General features: G+C 33.1%; 10 protein-coding genes. 2 read left to right on the top strand and 8 right to left on the bottom strand.

The genetic code is table 11. From position 1 onward, the window contains the following. From N5D03_RS01765 to N5D03_RS01755, 3 genes are all read right to left on the bottom strand, one after another. Complete coding sequence (locus N5D03_RS01765) at positions 1–2640, bottom strand: DEAD/DEAH box helicase family protein (RefSeq protein WP_280050770.1); 2640 nt, start codon at positions 2638–2640, stop codon at positions 1–3. Positions 2641–2662: 22 nt separating this feature from the next. Further along, positions 2663–3913: a type IX secretion system plug protein domain-containing protein gene (locus tag N5D03_RS01760; RefSeq protein WP_260391957.1), complete on the bottom strand. Its 1251-nt coding sequence runs from the start codon at positions 3911–3913 to the stop codon at positions 2663–2665. A 91-nt stretch (positions 3914–4004) separates the two neighbouring features. Next, positions 4005–6419 carry an alpha-ketoacid dehydrogenase subunit alpha/beta gene (locus N5D03_RS01755; protein WP_280045494.1) on the bottom strand — a complete coding sequence of 805 codons (2415 nt, stop codon included), beginning with the start codon at positions 6417–6419 and terminating at the stop codon, positions 4005–4007. A gap of 120 nt (positions 6420–6539) precedes the next feature. On the opposite strand from N5D03_RS01755, the gene N5D03_RS01750 reads away from it, so the two are divergent. Next, positions 6540–9281, top strand: a complete 2742-nt coding sequence (locus N5D03_RS01750; RefSeq protein ID WP_280050769.1) for a pitrilysin family protein — start codon at positions 6540–6542, stop codon at positions 9279–9281. Between the two features lie 218 nt (positions 9282–9499). Further along, a complete protein-coding gene (locus N5D03_RS01745; RefSeq protein WP_280050768.1) occupies positions 9500–10516 on the top strand; it encodes a hypothetical protein in 1017 nt (338 codons plus the stop codon). Between the two features lie 74 nt (positions 10517–10590). Here N5D03_RS01745 and N5D03_RS01740 read toward each other — a convergent pair whose 3' ends face one another. The 5 genes from N5D03_RS01740 to N5D03_RS01720 form a co-directional block, all read right to left on the bottom strand. Next, complete coding sequence (locus N5D03_RS01740) at positions 10591–12192, bottom strand: class I SAM-dependent methyltransferase (RefSeq protein WP_280050767.1); 1602 nt, start codon at positions 12190–12192, stop codon at positions 10591–10593. A 127-nt stretch (positions 12193–12319) separates the two neighbouring features. Beyond that, entirely contained in the window at positions 12320–12931 is a 612-nt protein-coding gene (locus N5D03_RS01735; RefSeq protein WP_280050766.1) for a PepSY-like domain-containing protein, read from the bottom strand. A gap of 79 nt (positions 12932–13010) precedes the next feature. After that, entirely contained in the window at positions 13011–14399 is a 1389-nt protein-coding gene (locus N5D03_RS01730) for an alpha-amylase family glycosyl hydrolase (protein WP_280050765.1), read from the bottom strand. A 25-nt stretch (positions 14400–14424) separates the two neighbouring features. After that, entirely contained in the window at positions 14425–16080 is a 1656-nt protein-coding gene (locus N5D03_RS01725; protein WP_280050764.1) for an alpha-amylase family glycosyl hydrolase, read from the bottom strand. A 389-nt stretch (positions 16081–16469) separates the two neighbouring features. Further along, entirely contained in the window at positions 16470–18647 is a 2178-nt protein-coding gene (locus N5D03_RS01720; protein WP_280050763.1) for a glycoside hydrolase family 97 protein, read from the bottom strand. Between the last annotated feature and the right edge of the window lie 271 nt (positions 18648–18918).

Genomic DNA, 18918 nt, shown 5'->3' with positions numbered 1-18918 from the left:
TTATTTCCACTTTTTGATATGTTCAATTGGTTGCTTTAATTGAAAACTTAACGATTTTATTTTTGCTTTGATCAACTTTTTTCGTCCATAATAACTTCTTGTGTAATGCAATTCTGCATCGCCTACAAGTTGCAACCATTGTTGATGAAAATATTCAGCCTTTTTCTTGTGTTGACCAATAATTTCGGGAACCGAATGATAATCTCTTTGTTTGAAAAGCTTCATCAGCACACTTTTTCGTTCGATAAAATAACGTGGATTATCAATTGGATTTAAAATATTTTCGAGCGAATGTAAAAAAGTCGCCTTATCATAAGTTGTTGCCGACAATAAACTACACGAAATATTTCCCGATTTATCTACAGTTGTCAAAATATTTGTTTCTCGCAATTCATTAGACAATAAATTAAAATGTTGCAAAGTATTGAATAACGCAACAGCTATTTTCTGAAAATCTTTGGTGATATCTCTATATTGAATATAAAGTTTGATGTTTTTGTAAAAATTAACTCCGAAATACACAATTCCGACCGTTGAGAGAAAAATTATGGTTGAAAGAAAGCTTTTTTTCGACATCGAAAATAAAAGTGTTCGAATACTTTCTTCGAAAAAGAAAACGATAAAAGAGATGAATGAAAGAAGTAAACTTGTTGTTAAACTTTTTATCGACTTCGAATAATACAAATGTTTTGAGAAATCATATTCTTTTTCTCCGTCATAAAAATACTTTAATTCATTATCAATCTTTGTTCCTTCGGCAATAGAATTTGTCCAAGAATCTCTAATTTGAACATCATTTTTACTCCATTCTATCGTTTGCTGATTGTAATTTTCAATAGATTCCTCTGTAAATTGTTCAGGAAGATTCAGACGAGAAATACCATTCGAAATCGTGTTTTCTTTTTGCGAAATCCCAACAAAAGCCTCAAATCGTTGTCTCATTTTATCCAAATCTCCACCTCCATTTTGCGCAAACAAATCCAACGTAACCAAATGCCAAACGTTACTCACTTTATTTGGTTCTTCAGAATTCACACGAATCGCACGCCCACGCATCTGATTTGATGTTACAAAAGAACCTACATTACTCGCTAAAATCAAACTATTGATACTCGGCGCATCCCAACCTTCGCCCAAATAAGCGCGAGTTCCGACAATTATTTTGATAACACCTTTGTTAAATAATTTTGTTAAAACAGCCAATAAATTTCCTCTTGAATTATCTTCCGTAACAACTTCGAAAAAATTATCATCGAACATCACCGATTTAAACTGAATCGCTTCTGCTCTATCTTTGAACTGATAAATTATTTTTGGAAGAATTGTTTTCGAAACGATTACCATCGAACCTGTAATAATCGCAAGATGTGGAATTATTTCTGAATTTAGATTTCGAAGTTTTTCGAAAATTGGAAAAACGCCTAACTTTATTTTACTTGGTTCATTCTGTAAATTATCCGAATAAAATTCTTTTCGAATATAATCGGTCAAAATTACCATGTGCAACTTATCGCCCAAATGTTGGTATTCTGATTTTACAATTTCTGCAATACTATCAATCTTTTTTACACTATTTATCAGCGAATTTTTAACTTTTTGATTATAATGTAACGTAACTTTTATCTGATCGATTGCTCCGATTCGTTTTAAATTCGTTAAAAAAGGTTTCAAAAATTTCTCGTGTTTTAAATAAAATTCTTCATCTTTAAAAAACAAATAATTAAACATACATTCTGCCCAATAATAATTGAAAGGCGGAAAATCTATCGTTTCATTTTCTAATAAATCCAAATGCTGAAAATCCAATGGCGTATCAAACGATTTCAGATAAATCACAAAAGACGCATACACATCAAAATCTGCATAAATTTCGTCGAAACAACTTGCGGGTGTTTTGATAAAATCTAACGTCAAAACAAAATCATACAAAGCTGTATTCTGTTTAACTTCTTGGAAAAAAGCTTCTACTTCTTCAAGATTTTTAGAAATAATTTCACTCTCAAAATTTATGGGAAATGAACACAACAACAAATCTTGATGCGGACACAAATCTTTTTGTTTGACTAATTCTGGAATAGATATTTCGCAATCAATCGGACCACAAAAAGTGAGATAACGATTCCATTCTTCTTTCGCAACATCAAAAGGCGGCGTAGCAGTTAACGCCACAATCTTTGGTGATAATTCACTTTTGATTTTATTGAGACTTTTCCACCATTCATTTTTTAGATGATGCGCTTCATCTACAATCAAAGTTTTGACGTTATTTTCTTTTAATAATTGAATCAAAGATTGTTCGTCTTTTACCATCGAAGCATGTAATCCTTGATAAGTAGAAATGGTAAGAAATTTTGGTTGATGAATATCCATCGAAATCCAATCGACTTCCTGATTATCAAGAAAAAGCTCAATAAATCGATCTTTCCATTGATTACGAATCGCTAAAGTTGGCGCTAAAATAAGCGTAGGCTCATTAATTCGAAGCATTACTTCCAATCCCAAAACCGTTTTTCCAGAGCCAGGCGGTGCTACAATATTAAGATGCGCATCTTTTAAATGAAATTCTAATTCATCTAAAACACGCTGTTGATAATCGCGCCAAGAATACTTAAATTTTATTGGTTGGAAATTGAAAGTCATGATTGATAAAAAACTGAATGATTTATCTCCTCGAATTTCCAGTTCCATATCCCATTAACACATCGTATCGTTGTCCCCAAGGGCGATAGTAAAACAATGCTTGATATTGATTTTCGGTTTGCCAAAAACTTCCGCTCACATAACTTGGATCGATTTTGCCTGTTTTGGTATTTTTTACGACATATTGATAATTGTAATAACCTTGTTTCAAGAATAATTCGGTTACCCAAAATCCTGCATCGTCTTTTTCTAATTTCGAATTTTCATCAATTTCCCAATTATTAAAAGCACCTACAACATACGGAACGTATAATCCATTTTGATCTTCGAAAGCGTCTAACGCAAAATAAACCCACGAATAATCTGCTTCAGAATTTGCTGCATATTCGTTTCCATAACGGTTATTTCGGATATAAAAATTACCATTAATGTCTGGATAATCATCATAAGGTAGATTATATTTCGGAATATCTGCACGCAAAACAGTGTGATAAACACTATCTTTTCTGAATGTTTTTTCTGTTGTTAAACTCGGAACTTCTAAATTTTTGTTATCAAACCAATTGTATTCGGCACCACCGTCAAACAAAATATTGGTATCATTATATGTTAATTGATTTGGACGAGAAAAAGATGGTCGATTGATAAAATAACCTTCGTTCCAATTGTTATTTTTCATCAAAAATAATCTTGCGCCATCAGGAACTTCAGTTAAATTTTGTGTTCCACTTGAAACTTGAACTTGCAAACGCTGATTCAATTCTTTTACGGTTGGATTATTGTAACGAGAAACCATCACACCAACATCCGCAATTGGTTGATAAACGGCAAAACGTTTCGTGAAAATTGGGTTTGAATCATTTTCTAAATACACTTTTAACACATAATTTCCAGGTAATTTTACATTCATTTGATCATTCGGAAATTGAATTTGATAATTGGTATATTTTTGATACGTATTGAATGAATTCTTATATGTTCGCGCATAATCAGCATTAACACCATTTAAAAATTCGGTTTGAAAAATATTCGATTCTGACCAATCTGCATTTCTGTGTTCAATAGAATATTGATAACGCTTATAACCTGCACTGATATCATCAAAAAGAAAAATTAATCTTTCGCTAGAACCTAACTTGACAACGGGTGTATTATCGTTTGTTTGCGGATTAAAAACTTGAACCGTCTTGATATTCTTTGGAGGAATTATATCCTGAAATTGTCCAAAAAGAACAGAAGTTAACAGACAAAGTATGATTGAATAAAATTTCATTTACATTATAATTTTGATTGTTAAAAATACAAAAAAAGCGCATGCCTTTTTTGAAAAAGACATACGCTTATATAACTCTAAAATTTATTTTTTAGTACAAAGCAGGAAACTCATTTGGTTTTGCTTCGCGCATCAATTCATAAACTTGTTCTGTAATATCATCAACAGAAGGTTTTGAGAAATAATCTCCATCAGTTGCATACGCAGGACGGTGAGCTTTCGCTGTAATCGTTAATGGTGCGCTATCTAATGTAAAATATCCACCTTGTTTCTCGATAATTTCTTGTAATAAGAATGCACTTGCTCCGCCCGGAACATCTTCGTCAACAATCACTAAACGATTCGTTTTGTTCAAACTTTTCGCTACATCAGCATTAATATCGAAAGGCAATAAAGATTGTGCATCAATTACTTCAACAGAAATACCTAATTGCTCCAATTCTTTCGCTGCATCCATCACAATTCTCCAAGTAGAACCATATGTTAACAACGTTACATCTTTTCCTTCTTTTGTAATTTCTACTTCACCAATTGGCGTTGTAAATTCACCGATATTAGTTGGTGCAGGCTCTTTTAGACGATAACCGTTCAAACTTTCTACTACAATTGCAGGTTCATCTGCTTGCATCAATGTATTGTAAAAACCTGCGGCTTTTGTTAAATCACGCGGAACCAAAACATTCACGCCACGAACCAAATTCAAAATTCCTCCCATTGGCGAACCTGAATGCCAAACACCTTCTAAACGGTGACCACGCGTTCTGATAATCACAGGCGCTTTTTGACCTCCATTCGAACGATAAAGCACAGTTGCCAAATCATCAGAAATTCCTTGTAAACAATAAAGTATATAATCTAAATATTGAATTTCTGCAATTGGACGTAAACCACGCATCGCTAATCCAATTCCTTGACCAAGAATTGTTGCTTCGCGAATACCTGTATCCGAAATACGATCGATACCATATTTTGCTTGAAGACCTTCTAAACCTTGGTTTACATCACCAATATTTCCAGCATCTTCACCAAAAACTAATGCCTTTGGATATTTTTCGAAAATTTTATCAAAGTTATCACGAACAATTACACGACCATCTTCTAACGCTGGATTTTCTCCAAACTCAGGTTTTACTTGTGGTACTTGAGTTGCCGTTCCTGAAACTAATTTAGTCGAATAGATTTCTTCTTCGCGCTTCATTTTGGCATCTAACCAAGAAATTAATTCAGCTTTTGTAACTAAATTTTCTGAACGTATTAAACGAATTACTTTACGAACAGCTCCATAAACATCACGTTTGAAAGGACTTTTCTTTGATTTTAGATTACTAATTTCAATGTTGATAAAAGCACCGTTTGCACTTTCTGAAGCAATTTTCGTTAATAATTCTAACGCTTCATTTTTCAAATCCAAAATTGGATTCAAATAATCGTCCCAACATTGTTTTTGAGAAGCTTTTACTTCAGCTTTTACTTCAGCTTCTAATTGATCCAACTCTTCCGCAGAAATAATTGCTTCTGAATGATCTGCAAATGCTAAAATATATTCACGGAATTTTGAGATTCCATCAAATTCTTTTTCCCATGTCAAACGCTCCTCTGATTTATAACGCTCGTGCGAACCAGAAGTCGAGTGACCTTGCGGTTGCGTACATTCTTGCACGTGTACAATACACGGAATGTGATGCTCACGCGCAAATCTTTCTGCACGTGTATACGCTTCAATCAAAGCAGGATAATCCCACGCTTTTACAGTAATAATTTCGTAACCTCTTTCCTCTTCCGTTCTTCCGAAACCTGATAATAATTCAGAAAGATTCGATTTTGTGCGTTGAAATTTAGCTGGTACAGAAATTCCGTAACCATCGTCCCAAATAGAAACAACCATTGGCACTTGCAAAACTCCACCTGCATTTATCGTTTCCCAAAAATGACCTTCAGAAGTACTTGCGTCACCAATTGTTCCGAAAGCAATTTCATTTCCGTTTACAGAAAATTGTTGATCTTCGTCTGATTGAGGAACATTTCTAAAATATTTTGAAGCTTGTGCTAAACCTAATAAACGTGGCATTTGACCAGCTGTTGGAGAAATATCTGCACTCGAATTTTTTTGCTCTGTTAATTTTTTCCAAGAACCATCTTCGTTTAAAGAACGTGTTCCGAAATGAGATGTCATTTGACGACCTCCTGATGAAGGTTCTTTTTCTAAATCTGTTAAAGCGTATAATTGTGCAAAAAATTGTTCAACTGTTAATTGACCAATTGCGAACATAAATGTTTGATCGCGGTAGTATCCAGAACGGAAATCTCCATTTTTGAATACTTTTGCCATTGCAATTTGTGGTAATTCTTTTCCATCACCAAAAATTCCAAATTTTGCTTTCCCAGTAAGTACTTCTCTTCTCCCTAAAAGACTTACTTCGCGAGACATAAAAGCCGTCTTGTAATCATTAATGATTTGACTTTTAAACTCTTCGAAAGTAATTTTATTTACCTCTTTTGTTTCCATTTCTTTTGTTTGTTGCATCACAAATTTAACAAAAGATTTGTAACTTACACCATACAATTTGCGTCTAACGAATAGATTATAGAATTGTATCATCCAATTAATAACTATAAAAATAAATACATGAAAAAAACTTTACTGAGTATTTGTCTGGTTTTTGCCTTTGCAAATTCACCTTACTTAATGGCTCAAACGAAATCTGGAAGCGCAACTTTTGTGACGCAAGTAGAAGGAATTAAGGAATACAAACTACCAAATGGATTACAAGTTTTATTGGTTCCTGATCAATCGCAAAGTAATGTTGTGGTTAACATTGTGTACAATGTTGGATCTAAACATGAAGGTTATGGCGAAAAAGGAATGGCGCACTTGTTAGAACATATGTTGTTTAAATCAACTAAGAATTTAGGTGATATCAAGAAAATGTTATCTGACAAAGGTGGACGCGCAAATGGAACGACATATTATGATCGTACAAATTATTACGAAGTTTTCCCTTCAAGCGACGAAAATTTACGTTGGAGTTTGGAAATGGAAGCTGATCGAATGATTAACGCAACCATTAAACAAGAAGATTTGGACAAAGAATTTTCGGTTGTGCGTAATGAATTTGAAATTGGTGAAAATGATCCTTCAAGTGTTTTAATGGAACGCGTTATTTCTGCTGGCTATTTATGGCACAATTACGGAAAATCTACCATTGGATCTAAAGAAGATATTGAGCGTGTAAAAACACCACAGTTGCGCAAATTCTACGAAAAATATTATCAACCAGATAATGCAACTTTAATTATTGCTGGAAAATTTGACGAAAAAAAAACAATGGAATATGTGAATCAGTATTTTGCTTCGATTCCAAAACCAACTCGTGTTTTAGACGAAATTTTAACAGTTGAGCCAGCGCAAGATGGTGAAAAATTTGTTGAAGTAAAACGTGCAGGAGATTCACAATCTGTTGGTGTAATGTATCACGTTGCGGCATATAGCGATAAAGATTATGCAGCGATTGATGTTTTAAATAATATTTTAACTTCAGATCCTTCGGGATATTTGTACAAATCTTTAGTTGACACACACAAAATTGCTTCAATTTGGGCGTATAGTCCAGAAGTTCGTGATGCAAGTTTCTTCTATATCGGAACTGAAATTCCAAAAGAGAAAAACATCGAACAAACGAAAAATGATATTCGTGCAGAATTAGACAAAGTTGCTACAATTAATTATACTGATCAAGATGTACAACGTGCGAAAGCAAGTATTGTGAAAAACATCGAAAATCAAAAAAATAATACGATTAATTATGCCATTGGTTTAACAGAAATTGTTGGTGCGGGTGATTATCGTTTAGGTTTCTTATACCGCGATAATATCGAAAAAGTAACCAAAGAAGATGTAAAACGTGTAGCTGAAAAATATTTTAAAGCGAATAATAGAACAGTTGGAACTTTTATTCCGACAAAAGATGAAATTCGTGTAAAACCAGCTGAATTAACGAATAAACAGATTACAGAATTAGTTTCGAATTACAAAGGTCGTGCAGTTGAGAAAGAAGCAAAACCATTTGAAGCTTCAATCAAAAACTTAAAAGCTCATTATGCAGAAGGAAAATTGAACAATGGTCTAAAATATGGAATCATCGACAAAGAAATTAAAGGTGAAAAAGTAATTCTTTCATTTAATTTACCTGTTTCGAATGAAAAAGATTTGGCAAACAAAGGAATGATCGGTCAATTAACGGCTGAATTGTTAATGTCTGGAACGAAGAATTTAACAAAAGAACAAATCAAAGATCAATTAGATGCTTTAAAATCTTCGGTTGGATTTAGATTTGGAGGACAAAATTTATCTGTAACAATTAATACGTACAAAAATTCATTAGACAAAACAATGGATATCGTGCGTCAAATCATTACAGAACCAACTTTTCCTGAAGCTGAATTAGCAAAATCTGTAAATGAATACACAACATATTTAGATGCAAATACAAACGATCCGCAAGCATTAGCCTTCAACGAAATTAGTCGTTTAACATCTAATTATCCTAAATCTTCTATTTTCTACACAGCTTCTTTTGCTGAAACGAAAGATGATTTGAAGAAAATCAAACAAGCTGATTTAGTTGATTTTTATAAAAATATTTTAGGTGCGCAAAATGGTGTTGTTTCTATTGTTGGAACAAATGACAAAGCGAAAGTTGAAAAATTATTGAATGATACTTTTGGTAAATGGAACAGCAAATCGAAGTACGAAAAGGCGTATCCAACTTTTACAGCAACGAAGAAAGAGGATAAACTTTACAACATTCCAGACAAAGAAAATGCTGCTGCAGTTGGATCAATTAACTTCAAAATGAATCGTGAGAGTGCTGATTACGCCGCAATGGTTATGGCAAATGAAATGATTGGAAGTGGAGGATTTTTATCTGCTCGTATTCCAATGCGATTAAGAGAAAAAGAAGGAATCAGCTACGGCGCAGGTTCTTATGTTTCGATTCCAAGCGATCCTAAAAACGACGTTTCTTCTTGGGGATATTATGCATTCTTGAATCCAACAAAACGTGAAGCGGTTGAAAAAGCATTGAAAGAAGAAGTTGCAAAAGCATTGAAAGATGGTTTCACAGCGGACGAATTGAAAACAAATATTGTAAGTTGGAAAAACGGACGTACGACTTCTTTGGGAACTGACGGAACTTTATTAGGTTTATCGAATGGTTATTTATTGAACGGAATTTCGTTTGATGAATTTGATAATTTAGAGAAAAAAGTAGATGCATTGAATGTAAACCAAGTAAACGAGGTTTTCAAAAAGTACATTTCTTTGGATAAATTGACTTCTGTTTACACAGGAACTTTTGATAAAAAGTAAATACAATTCATATTAATTAAAAGAAAGCTTCAGATTATTCTGGAGCTTTTTTTATGATTTATTTAGAATAAAATTCTATCTGATTATTCATTTTCGGTCTAAAATGTGAAAAAATTTGTTAAAAAACCCTCATTTTAACATCATCATAAGTTTTTGGCATCATAATTTCTTAACACTAGAAACAATAAAAAAACAATTAACCTTAAATAATAATTCATATGCAAGGATTAGAAGAAAACAATCAACCAACAAACAAAGGAAAAAACGGTTTAGTAGTTCCTTTGGCATTAGTCGGAATCTTATTAGCAGGAAGCGTAGGATATAATATTTATCAAGCAAACCAAATCGGGAATCTTGAAAAAAATGAATCTTTAAATTCTCAAATCCTTAAAAACGAAACGGGTCAAAAAGATCAAATTCGTAAACAATATGATTCTATTTTAAACGACTATACACAATATAAAGCTCGTATCGAAGATCGTAACAATTTATTGGGCGATAAAGAAAATATGATTCAGTTAAAGAATCAAGATATTCAAGAAATTCTAGATAAAGACAATCCTACTGCAGAAGAAATGAATCGTGCTCGTAAAATGATCAACGATTTAGAAGGAAGTGTAAAAAATTACAAATCTGAAGTTGCGCGTTTACAAAAAGAAAATGCAATTCTTGTACGTAGTGTTGACGAATTAAATAATAAAAATTCTGCTTTAACAACAGACAACAATAATTTAAGAGAAAACAATAAAGAGTTAACATATAACTACGAAACAGAAAAAAGTGTTCGTCAAAAAGACAATGCAATTTCGAAAGGAAAGATTAATGAATTAAGTTCAACTTTATCTGTTTCGAATCAACAAATCAAAGGAATTCGTGTAAGAAATAGCGGAAAAGAAGTTGAAAAAACACGTGCAAAACGTATAGATAAAATTCGTGTTTCTTTTGATGTAGATCGTAATTCGAGAACAGAATCTGGAGAGAAAAAATTATATGTTGCTATCTATAATCCTGATGGAACTTTAGGAAGATATGGAAATGCACAAGGTGGACAAATTGAATTGAGATCTGGAGATACAGTAAATTTCTCTGATGCAATCAACTTTAATTACACAAACGGACAAACAAAAAATATTACGTTTGATTGGGAAAACGAGGAATTCCAAAAAGGAGTTTACACGTTCAATGTTTACGAAAATGGATTTAAGATTAGTCAAGCAAAAATAACCCTAAACTAATTATTGATACAAGACTAACCAAGAAAGCTCAGCAATTGCTGAGCTTTTTTTTGATTTAATATATTTTTTAAATATTATCGTTTCAAAAGATTAATACTAACTGTTGCCAACTCATTATTTGGATATTTTTTGAACAATGTTTTATCTGGAACCAAACCTGTTTCTTGACAAATACGATGAAAAACATCTACTTCCACAATATATTGATCCGAGAATCCATGCGTCGCATCATACGCTGTTGCCGGCGTATTTCCTAAATTCTTCGCCGTTAAATCTGGAGCAATTGTATGTAATTCGATCAATAACAATCCAAATTTATCTACATAAGGCGCCCATTTTTTGAGATGATTCAATAAATTTTGTTCCACATCATTGTTTGACAATCGTTTTCCTCTAAACGCAAAAGCTCCTGTAGAAGCACTAATTCGATTTGTTTTGACATCTTCTACATCTTCCCAAATTCGGTTATGATCTAAAAATGTTCGGATATTTAATAAATCACTCAACTCTATTGAATAATCATTTTTCAAATCCGTTGCCAAACGATCTGGATCGCCAATATCGCCCCAAATCACTTTTGCCCAAATATCATTTTTAATTAAATTGGCACGCGTTACTTTCAATGCTGCTTGATTATAATCTGCACCAACCAAGAAAAGCGGATATTCGTCTAGATGTTTTCCGCGTAAGGTTTGACGTTCTATGACATCATACAAATGTTGCAAAAGCGCTCCATTTCCACATCCCATATCCAAAATCCCTTTCGGTTGCTCTTCTATTGGACGATTAAAAATATCAACAATAAACTCATCAATCACTTTGAAATAAGTGGAATGCGCTCCTCCGCTACCCCAAACATTCATTTCGCGATTCACGTGTTGTTCATCTTCGCCTTCGGTAATTTCACGCAATTTTGTTGGCGAACCAAAAAGCAAATCATTCAACTTCGCGAACATTGGTAAATAAGAAACTGTAACACCATAAGATGTTGCACGGCGCGCAAAAAATAATCCTATTTCTGTGAATTTATAGTTTTTTTCGTGTTTTGTAAACCAACCTAATTCGGTTAATCGTTCCAATATTTTCTCGAAAGTTTGTGGGTTTTTGTGAAATTCATCTGGATTGAAAGAAGCTTCCATAAAGTATTTATGAAACAAACCACTCATTCCCATTCGCACAATAATTGGTCCAACTAAAACGCCTTCGATATGTTTGGTAATTTGATAATGCAAAGGTTTTTCAAGAAACTCTTCGTCGTCAGCAGTCATCAAATAAGTTTTATATTTATCAAATAATTTAATCCATTTTTTACAAAATTCATCCGAAAAATCATGTTGATTAATTACTTCATTTTCTGCCAAAAAAACAGCTAAATCATGGTAAATATCAACATTAGTAAATGCGCGATCTGAATATTTATTGGTTTGAATCTCGACGCTATTTTCTGCATTATTCACTGAATATTCTAACATATTCTGCGAAGCCAACACACGCAAAGCAACATTTAGATAACCTTCGTTTGCCTGAAATTCGTTTGTCAATTCTTCTAACTGTATAGTTTTACGCTCGACGATATAATGCAAAGCTCCTTTTTTAGCCAAAGCACTTAATACCGGAGCCGTTACCAAACCATCGAGATGTCTAAAAATTAGCGATCTCAAATATTTTTTATCCATTTTGGTTGATTTTTTCTACTATAAATATATTGAAAATTGCGAAAAGTTGATGTGAAGGTTATTGTAAATTTTAAAAATCAGAAATAAAAAAAACCTCATCTATTGATAAGGTTTTTGATGTATGTGATTAATCAATTTTGATAAAATTACCATTCAAATCAAATTTCAAATCGACATTATTTTGTAACAATTCTACTTTTATTTCTTTATCTTTTGTATCCATTTCAATTGATTTCGCATCAATTTTAGGATATTTAGTTTGAAGATATTTTTGAATATTATCTGGGAAAAATTTAATCGGAATCGCTTTTCCTAGACCATTTTTCACCTCCTTCCAATCTCCATTATCTGTAAATTCTATTTTTGTTCCGTCTTTCAACTGAATATTATATGTTGTGATATTGCGTTCAACTTCTTTTATTGCATTCACGAACTCCATATTACCAAAGTTTTTCGAAACAAAATTTTGTGCATTAACAGGCAAATTATTTGCTGAAATAACGGTTTCATTCGGGTCAATATTTACTGTTTTTTGTTGACCATTATCTTGCAAAACCACATAGGTATTTGACGAAGTCGATGACTCTGGATGATTCGCAATATCACTCTCCAAAACAATTGGCTGTTCTGCAACTTCAGATTTATTTGTTACAACTTCTGTGTTTTCTGTTTTCTTCGATTCGCACGAAGATAAAACTAAACTTAAAATGGCGGCTGTTGATAAAATTATTTTTCTCATGATTTGGATTTTAAACGTTTATCAACAAGCATTATACCATAAAAAAAACTGGTTAAAAATTTAACCAGCTTTTAAGAAATTATTTTTTCTTCTGAACTAAAATCAGGTACTCCCAAGGTTTTAATTTCAGTTTTGTTGTTGCATCAAATGTGACATCTTCGTTGTTCATAAAGTTTTTATACACCCCATTGATTGGAACTGTAATTTCTTTATTTGCTTTCGTAAAATTCGCAATAAAATAAGCTTCTGTCGTATTTTTTTGACGCTTAAACGCTAAGATAGATTTATCATCAGATGTTTTCAAACGTTCGTAAGAAGCCGCTTTTTTCGCTCCATTAAATGCTTCATTTGTGATTTTAAGTTCTCCTAACTTTTCGTAAACGCCACGCATTTTTGAAGTTGGATTACGATCAATAGAATCTTTAACAAAGAATTTTAAACGACGATTAAAATCTTCTTCTTGTCCATTATAAATCAACGGAATTCCTGGTAAAGTATATGTTAATGCAGCAAATGTTTCCACTGCATCACCCATTCTTTCATATTCAGTACCAGCCCAAGAATTTTCGTCATGATTTGATGTGAACAATAATTTATAATCATCGGCTTGCCATTTTTTCGGAATCGAATCCATGTACGCATCAATCGCAGAAACGTTTTTCTTACCTTTTGCAATATCATTCATGATATGATGAATTTCCCAACCGTAAGCGGCGTCGAATGCATTATTTGCTAACAAATCTGGCTTCTCTGTTTCACCTAACATAAAAATTTCACGACCATTTGTCAATTGTGGTTTTGCTTCGTTCCAAAAATCTGTCGGAACTTCATGCGCCATATCACAACGGAAACCATCAATTTTGAAATCATCTAACCAATATTTCATATCGGCAATCATCTGTTTGCGCATTTCTTTGTTATCGAAATTTAATGCCACAACATCCGACCAATCGTAAGGAGAATGCATTTTTCCGTTCTTATCTTGTTCGTACCAATCGGGATGTTGTTTTACCCAAGGATGATCCCAAGCCGTGTGATTCGCAACCCAATCCAAAATCACATAGATTCCGTTTTTGTGCGCTTCATCAACTAATTTCTTAAAATCTTCGGCATTTCCAAATTCTGGATTGATTCCTCTATAATCTTTGATCGAATAATACGAACCTAAACCTTCTTTTCGATTTTCTTCTCCAATTGGATAAATAGGCATAATCCAAAGGATTTTAACACCTAATTTTTTGATATTCGAAATCTCATTTGTTACCGCAGCAAAAGTTCCTTCTGGCGAAAATTGACGAACATTCACTTCATAAATCACAGAAGTTTCCGCCATATCAGCCGTAAAAGGCAAAATACTTTGTTCTTTCCTTTCTTTTTTAACGTCTTCTGACTTTGTTTCCTTTTTGCTTTCACAACTTGTCAAAAACAAAGTTGTTATCAAGGTTAAACCAACTATTTTTTTTATCATTTTTCTTCTATTACTTCTCAAAAAATTAATTCACTTTTTCCAATAATACAATATCAGAAGTCGTATTCAATTCTAAATTTCCGTTCACAACTTTTCCAGAAAAACCTGAATAAGCATCGCGAACTTTGGTACCATCTTTCCAGATAGAACTTACATTAATTGTTTTTTTACCAATTGGCATTTCCAATCCAATCACCACTTCGTCTGTTTTATATTTTCTTGTAAAAATATACGGAGAATTTTGCAAATCTGTTTGATTTCCTGCTCCAACCGCTGGATGATCTCGTCTAAATTGTCCTAATTTTTGGTAATGATTCAATAATGATTCCGTTTCTGAATTTGGTTTAATATCTTCCCAGTTCATATTCGAACGAAGATTTGCATCTCCATCAACACCTTCAATCTCTAAAGGACGAGCCGTTTCGTCTCCATAATAAATTTGCGAAATTCCTGGCGCCAACAACAATCGAGTTCCAGCGTCCCAAGGATTTTGACGATCTTTATCAAAAGGCGAACCATCATCGTGCGAGGTAATATAGCTCATCACAGATTTTCCTTTCATTTTGTTTTGAAGAATATCATTGTATCGATCAAAAACAGTTTGATTAGATTCTTTCTGAGTTGAACGCAAATTGAAATTGATTAACGCATCAAATCCATTCTCGAAATAATTAACCGTTTTATCAGGAAAATTATATTGTTGACCATCATTAATCGAATATCCATAAACTTCTCCTAACAAGAAAAATTTATTCTGATCCAATACTTTTGTAGGATTATTCGTTTTATATTCTGCGAAAGCATCTTGACAAATTTCCTCGAATTTCTTCCAAACATTTTCTTCCGTATGTTTCACCGTATCGACACGATAACCATCAATTCCATACTTTCTAATATAATCTGAAAGCCATTTCATAATGTAATATTTCGGTGCTTTTGGAAGATTATATTTCGCGAAAAAAGCATTCAATTCAGCAACTTCTTTGTCTAAACGACCTTCTTGCGACCATTTTGCTAACAATTGCGGGGGCAACATCACATCATTTTCTGATTCCGTTAAAATGTCTGGAAGATTTTTTACCAACGTACATTCAATCGTCGTTTTGTAAGATTCATAGGTACATTGTGGCGAAACACGAACCCAATCAGCAGGAAACACACCATCCGAATTTGTAACTGGACCTGTGTGATTAATCACCGCGTCCAACATAATACGAATGCCTTTCGCATGTGCTTTGTCTACTAATTCCTGTAACTCTTTTTCAGTTCCCCAGTTTTTATCAATCGACGTCCAATCTTTTGTCCAATAACCGTGAAATCCATATGTTTTTCCTTGTCCTTCATCAACATATCCATGAATTTGCTCCACAATCGGTGTCATCCAAATCGCATTAACTCCTAAATCTGAAAAATAATTATCTTCGATTTTATTGATTACCCCACGAAAATCTCCTCCTTCAAAACCTCTTAATTTAGATGTTTTAGCAGTTCTCCCGTAATTAACATCATTCTTTTTATCTCCATTCTCGAAACGATCGGTCAATAAAAAATAAATATTTGCACCATTCCAAACAAATAGTTGTTTTTCTGAATGATTTGTCTGCGTAGCTTGTGTTGTTGTTTTTGAACAAGAGCTTAAAAACAATGAAGCTATTCCTAACGTGAAAAGTATTTTTTTCATAATTGTGTTGTACGCTTTAAGTTCTACGTTTTAAGTATTTTCACCCAACTTATAACGTAGAACATATTACTTAAAACTTTCTCAGATTCCTCCTTACGTCGGAATGATATTTACTTTAATGAAATTGTCATTCTGAGTTTATCGAAGAATCTTTTAATCTCTTGTCAAGCTGAACTTGTTTCAGCTTCTCATCCTCCACTTCATTAATCCTGAAAACGAGTTCAGGATGACTTTTATTCGTCATTTCGAGTGATTCTGATAAGAATCGTATCGAGAAATTAGGCAAATTTTCACATCTTACTTCTCGATACAAATTTTCTTCATTATCATTTCGAAAATTTACTCGAAGTGACATGAAATTAGAACTTAAAACTTTTTAAATCTAAAATTTATTTAATCTCTTTGATACTAATTGCAAAACCTCCACCAGCTTGAGATGTTAAATCTAAAACAGATTTTGAATCAACCTTTTTTGTTTCAATTTTATAGGCTTGTGGATTTGTTTTGTAATGCGCATCTTTTGCATCTGCATAAATTTTCGCTTCGTATTTTTTTCCTTTATCTAAGAAATCTAATTTAATTTTTGTTGAACGAGGCGTTTCACCATTTACATTTCCAACAAACCAATTGTTCGAATTTTTATCTTTACGCGCAATTGTTAAATATCTTCCTGGTTCAGCTTCCAAATAATTAGAATCTTGCCAATCTACAGGCACATCTTTGATGAATTGAAATGCATCAGAAAATTGTTTGTAATGCTCGATAATATCAGCAGCCATTTGTAAAGGAGAATACATTGTCACGTATAAAGCCAACTGATTTGCAATCGTAGAATTAACGTGAGAATGATTGTTTGGATTTAATTTTTTCACATCCATTTCGAAAATACCAGGCGTGTAATCCATTGGTCCACCTAATAGACGTGTGAAAGGTAAAACCGTTACGTGATTTGGTTTAGAACCACCGAAAGCTTGGTATTCTGTTCCACGTGCAGATTCGTTTCCGATTAAATTTGGCCATGTACGCGCAACTCCAGTAGGACGAACCGCTTCGTGTGCGTTGACCATTATTTTATAATCAGCCGCTTTTTCGATTGCATATTGATAATGATTAATTGTATTTTGGCTGTAATGATAATCTCCACGAGGAACGATATCACCAACATATCCACTTTTTACAGATGTATAACCATTATCGTTCATGAATTTATAGGCTTTATCCAAATGTCTTTCGTAATTACGAATAGAACCCGAAGTTTCGTGGTGCATCATAATTTTTACACCTTTAGATTTTGCATAAGCATTTAACATTTTCACATCAAAATCTGGATAAGGTGTTACAAAATCGAACACATAATCTTTGTGATTACCGAACCAATCTTCCCAACCTTCGTTCCAACCTTCAACTAAAACAGCATCAAATCCGTTTTCTGCAGCAAAATCGATGTATTCTTTTACATGTTCGTTATTTGCTCCATGTTTTCCGTTTGGCTTCGCATTTTTATAATCGGTTACACCTAATTGTACTGTCGGAAAATCATCTGTATATGCCCAAGAGCTTTTTCCTGTAATCATTTCCCACCAAACACCAACGTATTTTACAGGTTTGATCCAAGAAGTATCTTTAATTTTTGAAGGTTCATTCAAATTATAAACCAATTGCGGCCCTTTGAAAGCAACTTCTCGTGCATCATCACTCGCAATAATAGTACGCCAAGGCGTATTGAAAGGCGCTTGTAAATAACCTTTATCACCCAAAGCATCAGGAGTCAACCAAGATTCAAACGTTAATGTTTTATCATCTAAATTCAAACTCATTGCAGGATAATTAATCAACGCTGCTTCGTGTAAATTGATGTAAAGTCCATTTGTTGCTTTCATCATCAAAGATGTTTGTACTCCTGTTTTTGAGAAAGCTTGTTGAGATGCATTTCCAATATAAGCTTTATCAAATAATCCTCTAATTTCTGATAATTTAGATTCTGTGTAATCGTATTCTTGCGTATCGTAATCACCAGGAATCCAAAAAGCAGTATGATCTCCTGCCATTGCGAATTGTGAATGCTCTTCTTTGATCACAAAATATTTCAAATTCTTTTGTTCTGGGAATTCGTAACGGAAACCTAATCCTTCATTAAACAAACGAAAACGAATAATCATTTGTCTATCTGTATTTGGTTGAGAAACCGTCACCGCTAATTCGTTGAAATTATTTCTGATTTTGTCTACTTCTCCCCAAACCGGTTTCCAAGTTTCATCAAAAGTTGATGTTTTAGTATCAATAATTTTGAAACCTGATAAGAAGTTTGCAATGTCTTTTGCACGCTCATCTTCTACTCGATCTTGCACTGCAAAATCCATTTCTTTATGCTTCGTTTTAAACTCAAATCCTAAATGACTTGGTTTAACCACATCTTTTCCTTTGTATTTTAACTGATAAGTAGGTTTTCCATCTTTAGACAACGAAAAATCCATTACAAAATTTCCGTTTGGAGATTTCAATTCTTGTCCATAAACCATATTCATCATCGCGATTCCTAACCCCAGTATAAACTTAAAGTTTTTCATATTTCTTGTTTTTGTTTTATTGTCTGTTTTATGCTTTACGCCTAATGCGTAAAGCAATAAATTTCTTGTCAAGCTGAACTTGTTTCAGCTTCTCATTCTCTACTTTATGTGATCCTGAAATGAATTCAGGATGACTTTTATATTTCATTCATTTTTGTCTTGACACAAAAACGAATCAAAAAAGTCAAGGCGGTAAATCTATTTGACTAAAAATTTAAACCGTTTCGAGAATGATTTAAAAATTCGCTATCGCTCATTAAATCATTTTTAC

The organism is Empedobacter sp. GD03861 (assembly GCF_029840885.1).
Lineage (GTDB): Bacteria > Bacteroidota > Bacteroidia > Flavobacteriales > Weeksellaceae > Empedobacter > Empedobacter falsenii_B.
This window is presented reverse-complemented; position numbering and strand designations above follow the sequence as displayed.

Coding starts and splice junctions, on each gene's coding strand:
- N5D03_RS01765 (WP_280050770.1), bottom strand. CDS start 2,640: ATGACTTTCAATTTCCAACCAATAAAATTTAAGTATTCTTGGCGCGAT.
- N5D03_RS01735 (WP_280050766.1), bottom strand. CDS start 12,931: ATGAGAAAAATAATTTTATCAACAGCCGCCATTTTAAGTTTAGTTTTA.
- N5D03_RS01755 (WP_280045494.1), bottom strand. CDS start 6,419: ATGGAAACAAAAGAGGTAAATAAAATTACTTTCGAAGAGTTTAAAAGT.
- N5D03_RS01740 (WP_280050767.1), bottom strand. CDS start 12,192: ATGGATAAAAAATATTTGAGATCGCTAATTTTTAGACATCTCGATGGT.
- N5D03_RS01750 (WP_280050769.1), top strand. CDS start 6,540: ATGAAAAAAACTTTACTGAGTATTTGTCTGGTTTTTGCCTTTGCAAAT.
- N5D03_RS01760 (WP_260391957.1), bottom strand. CDS start 3,913: ATGAAATTTTATTCAATCATACTTTGTCTGTTAACTTCTGTTCTTTTT.
- N5D03_RS01730 (WP_280050765.1), bottom strand. CDS start 14,399: ATGATAAAAAAAATAGTTGGTTTAACCTTGATAACAACTTTGTTTTTG.
- N5D03_RS01745 (WP_280050768.1), top strand. CDS start 9,500: ATGCAAGGATTAGAAGAAAACAATCAACCAACAAACAAAGGAAAAAAC.
- N5D03_RS01720 (WP_280050763.1), bottom strand. CDS start 18,647: ATGAAAAACTTTAAGTTTATACTGGGGTTAGGAATCGCGATGATGAAT.
- N5D03_RS01725 (WP_280050764.1), bottom strand. CDS start 16,080: ATGAAAAAAATACTTTTCACGTTAGGAATAGCTTCATTGTTTTTAAGC.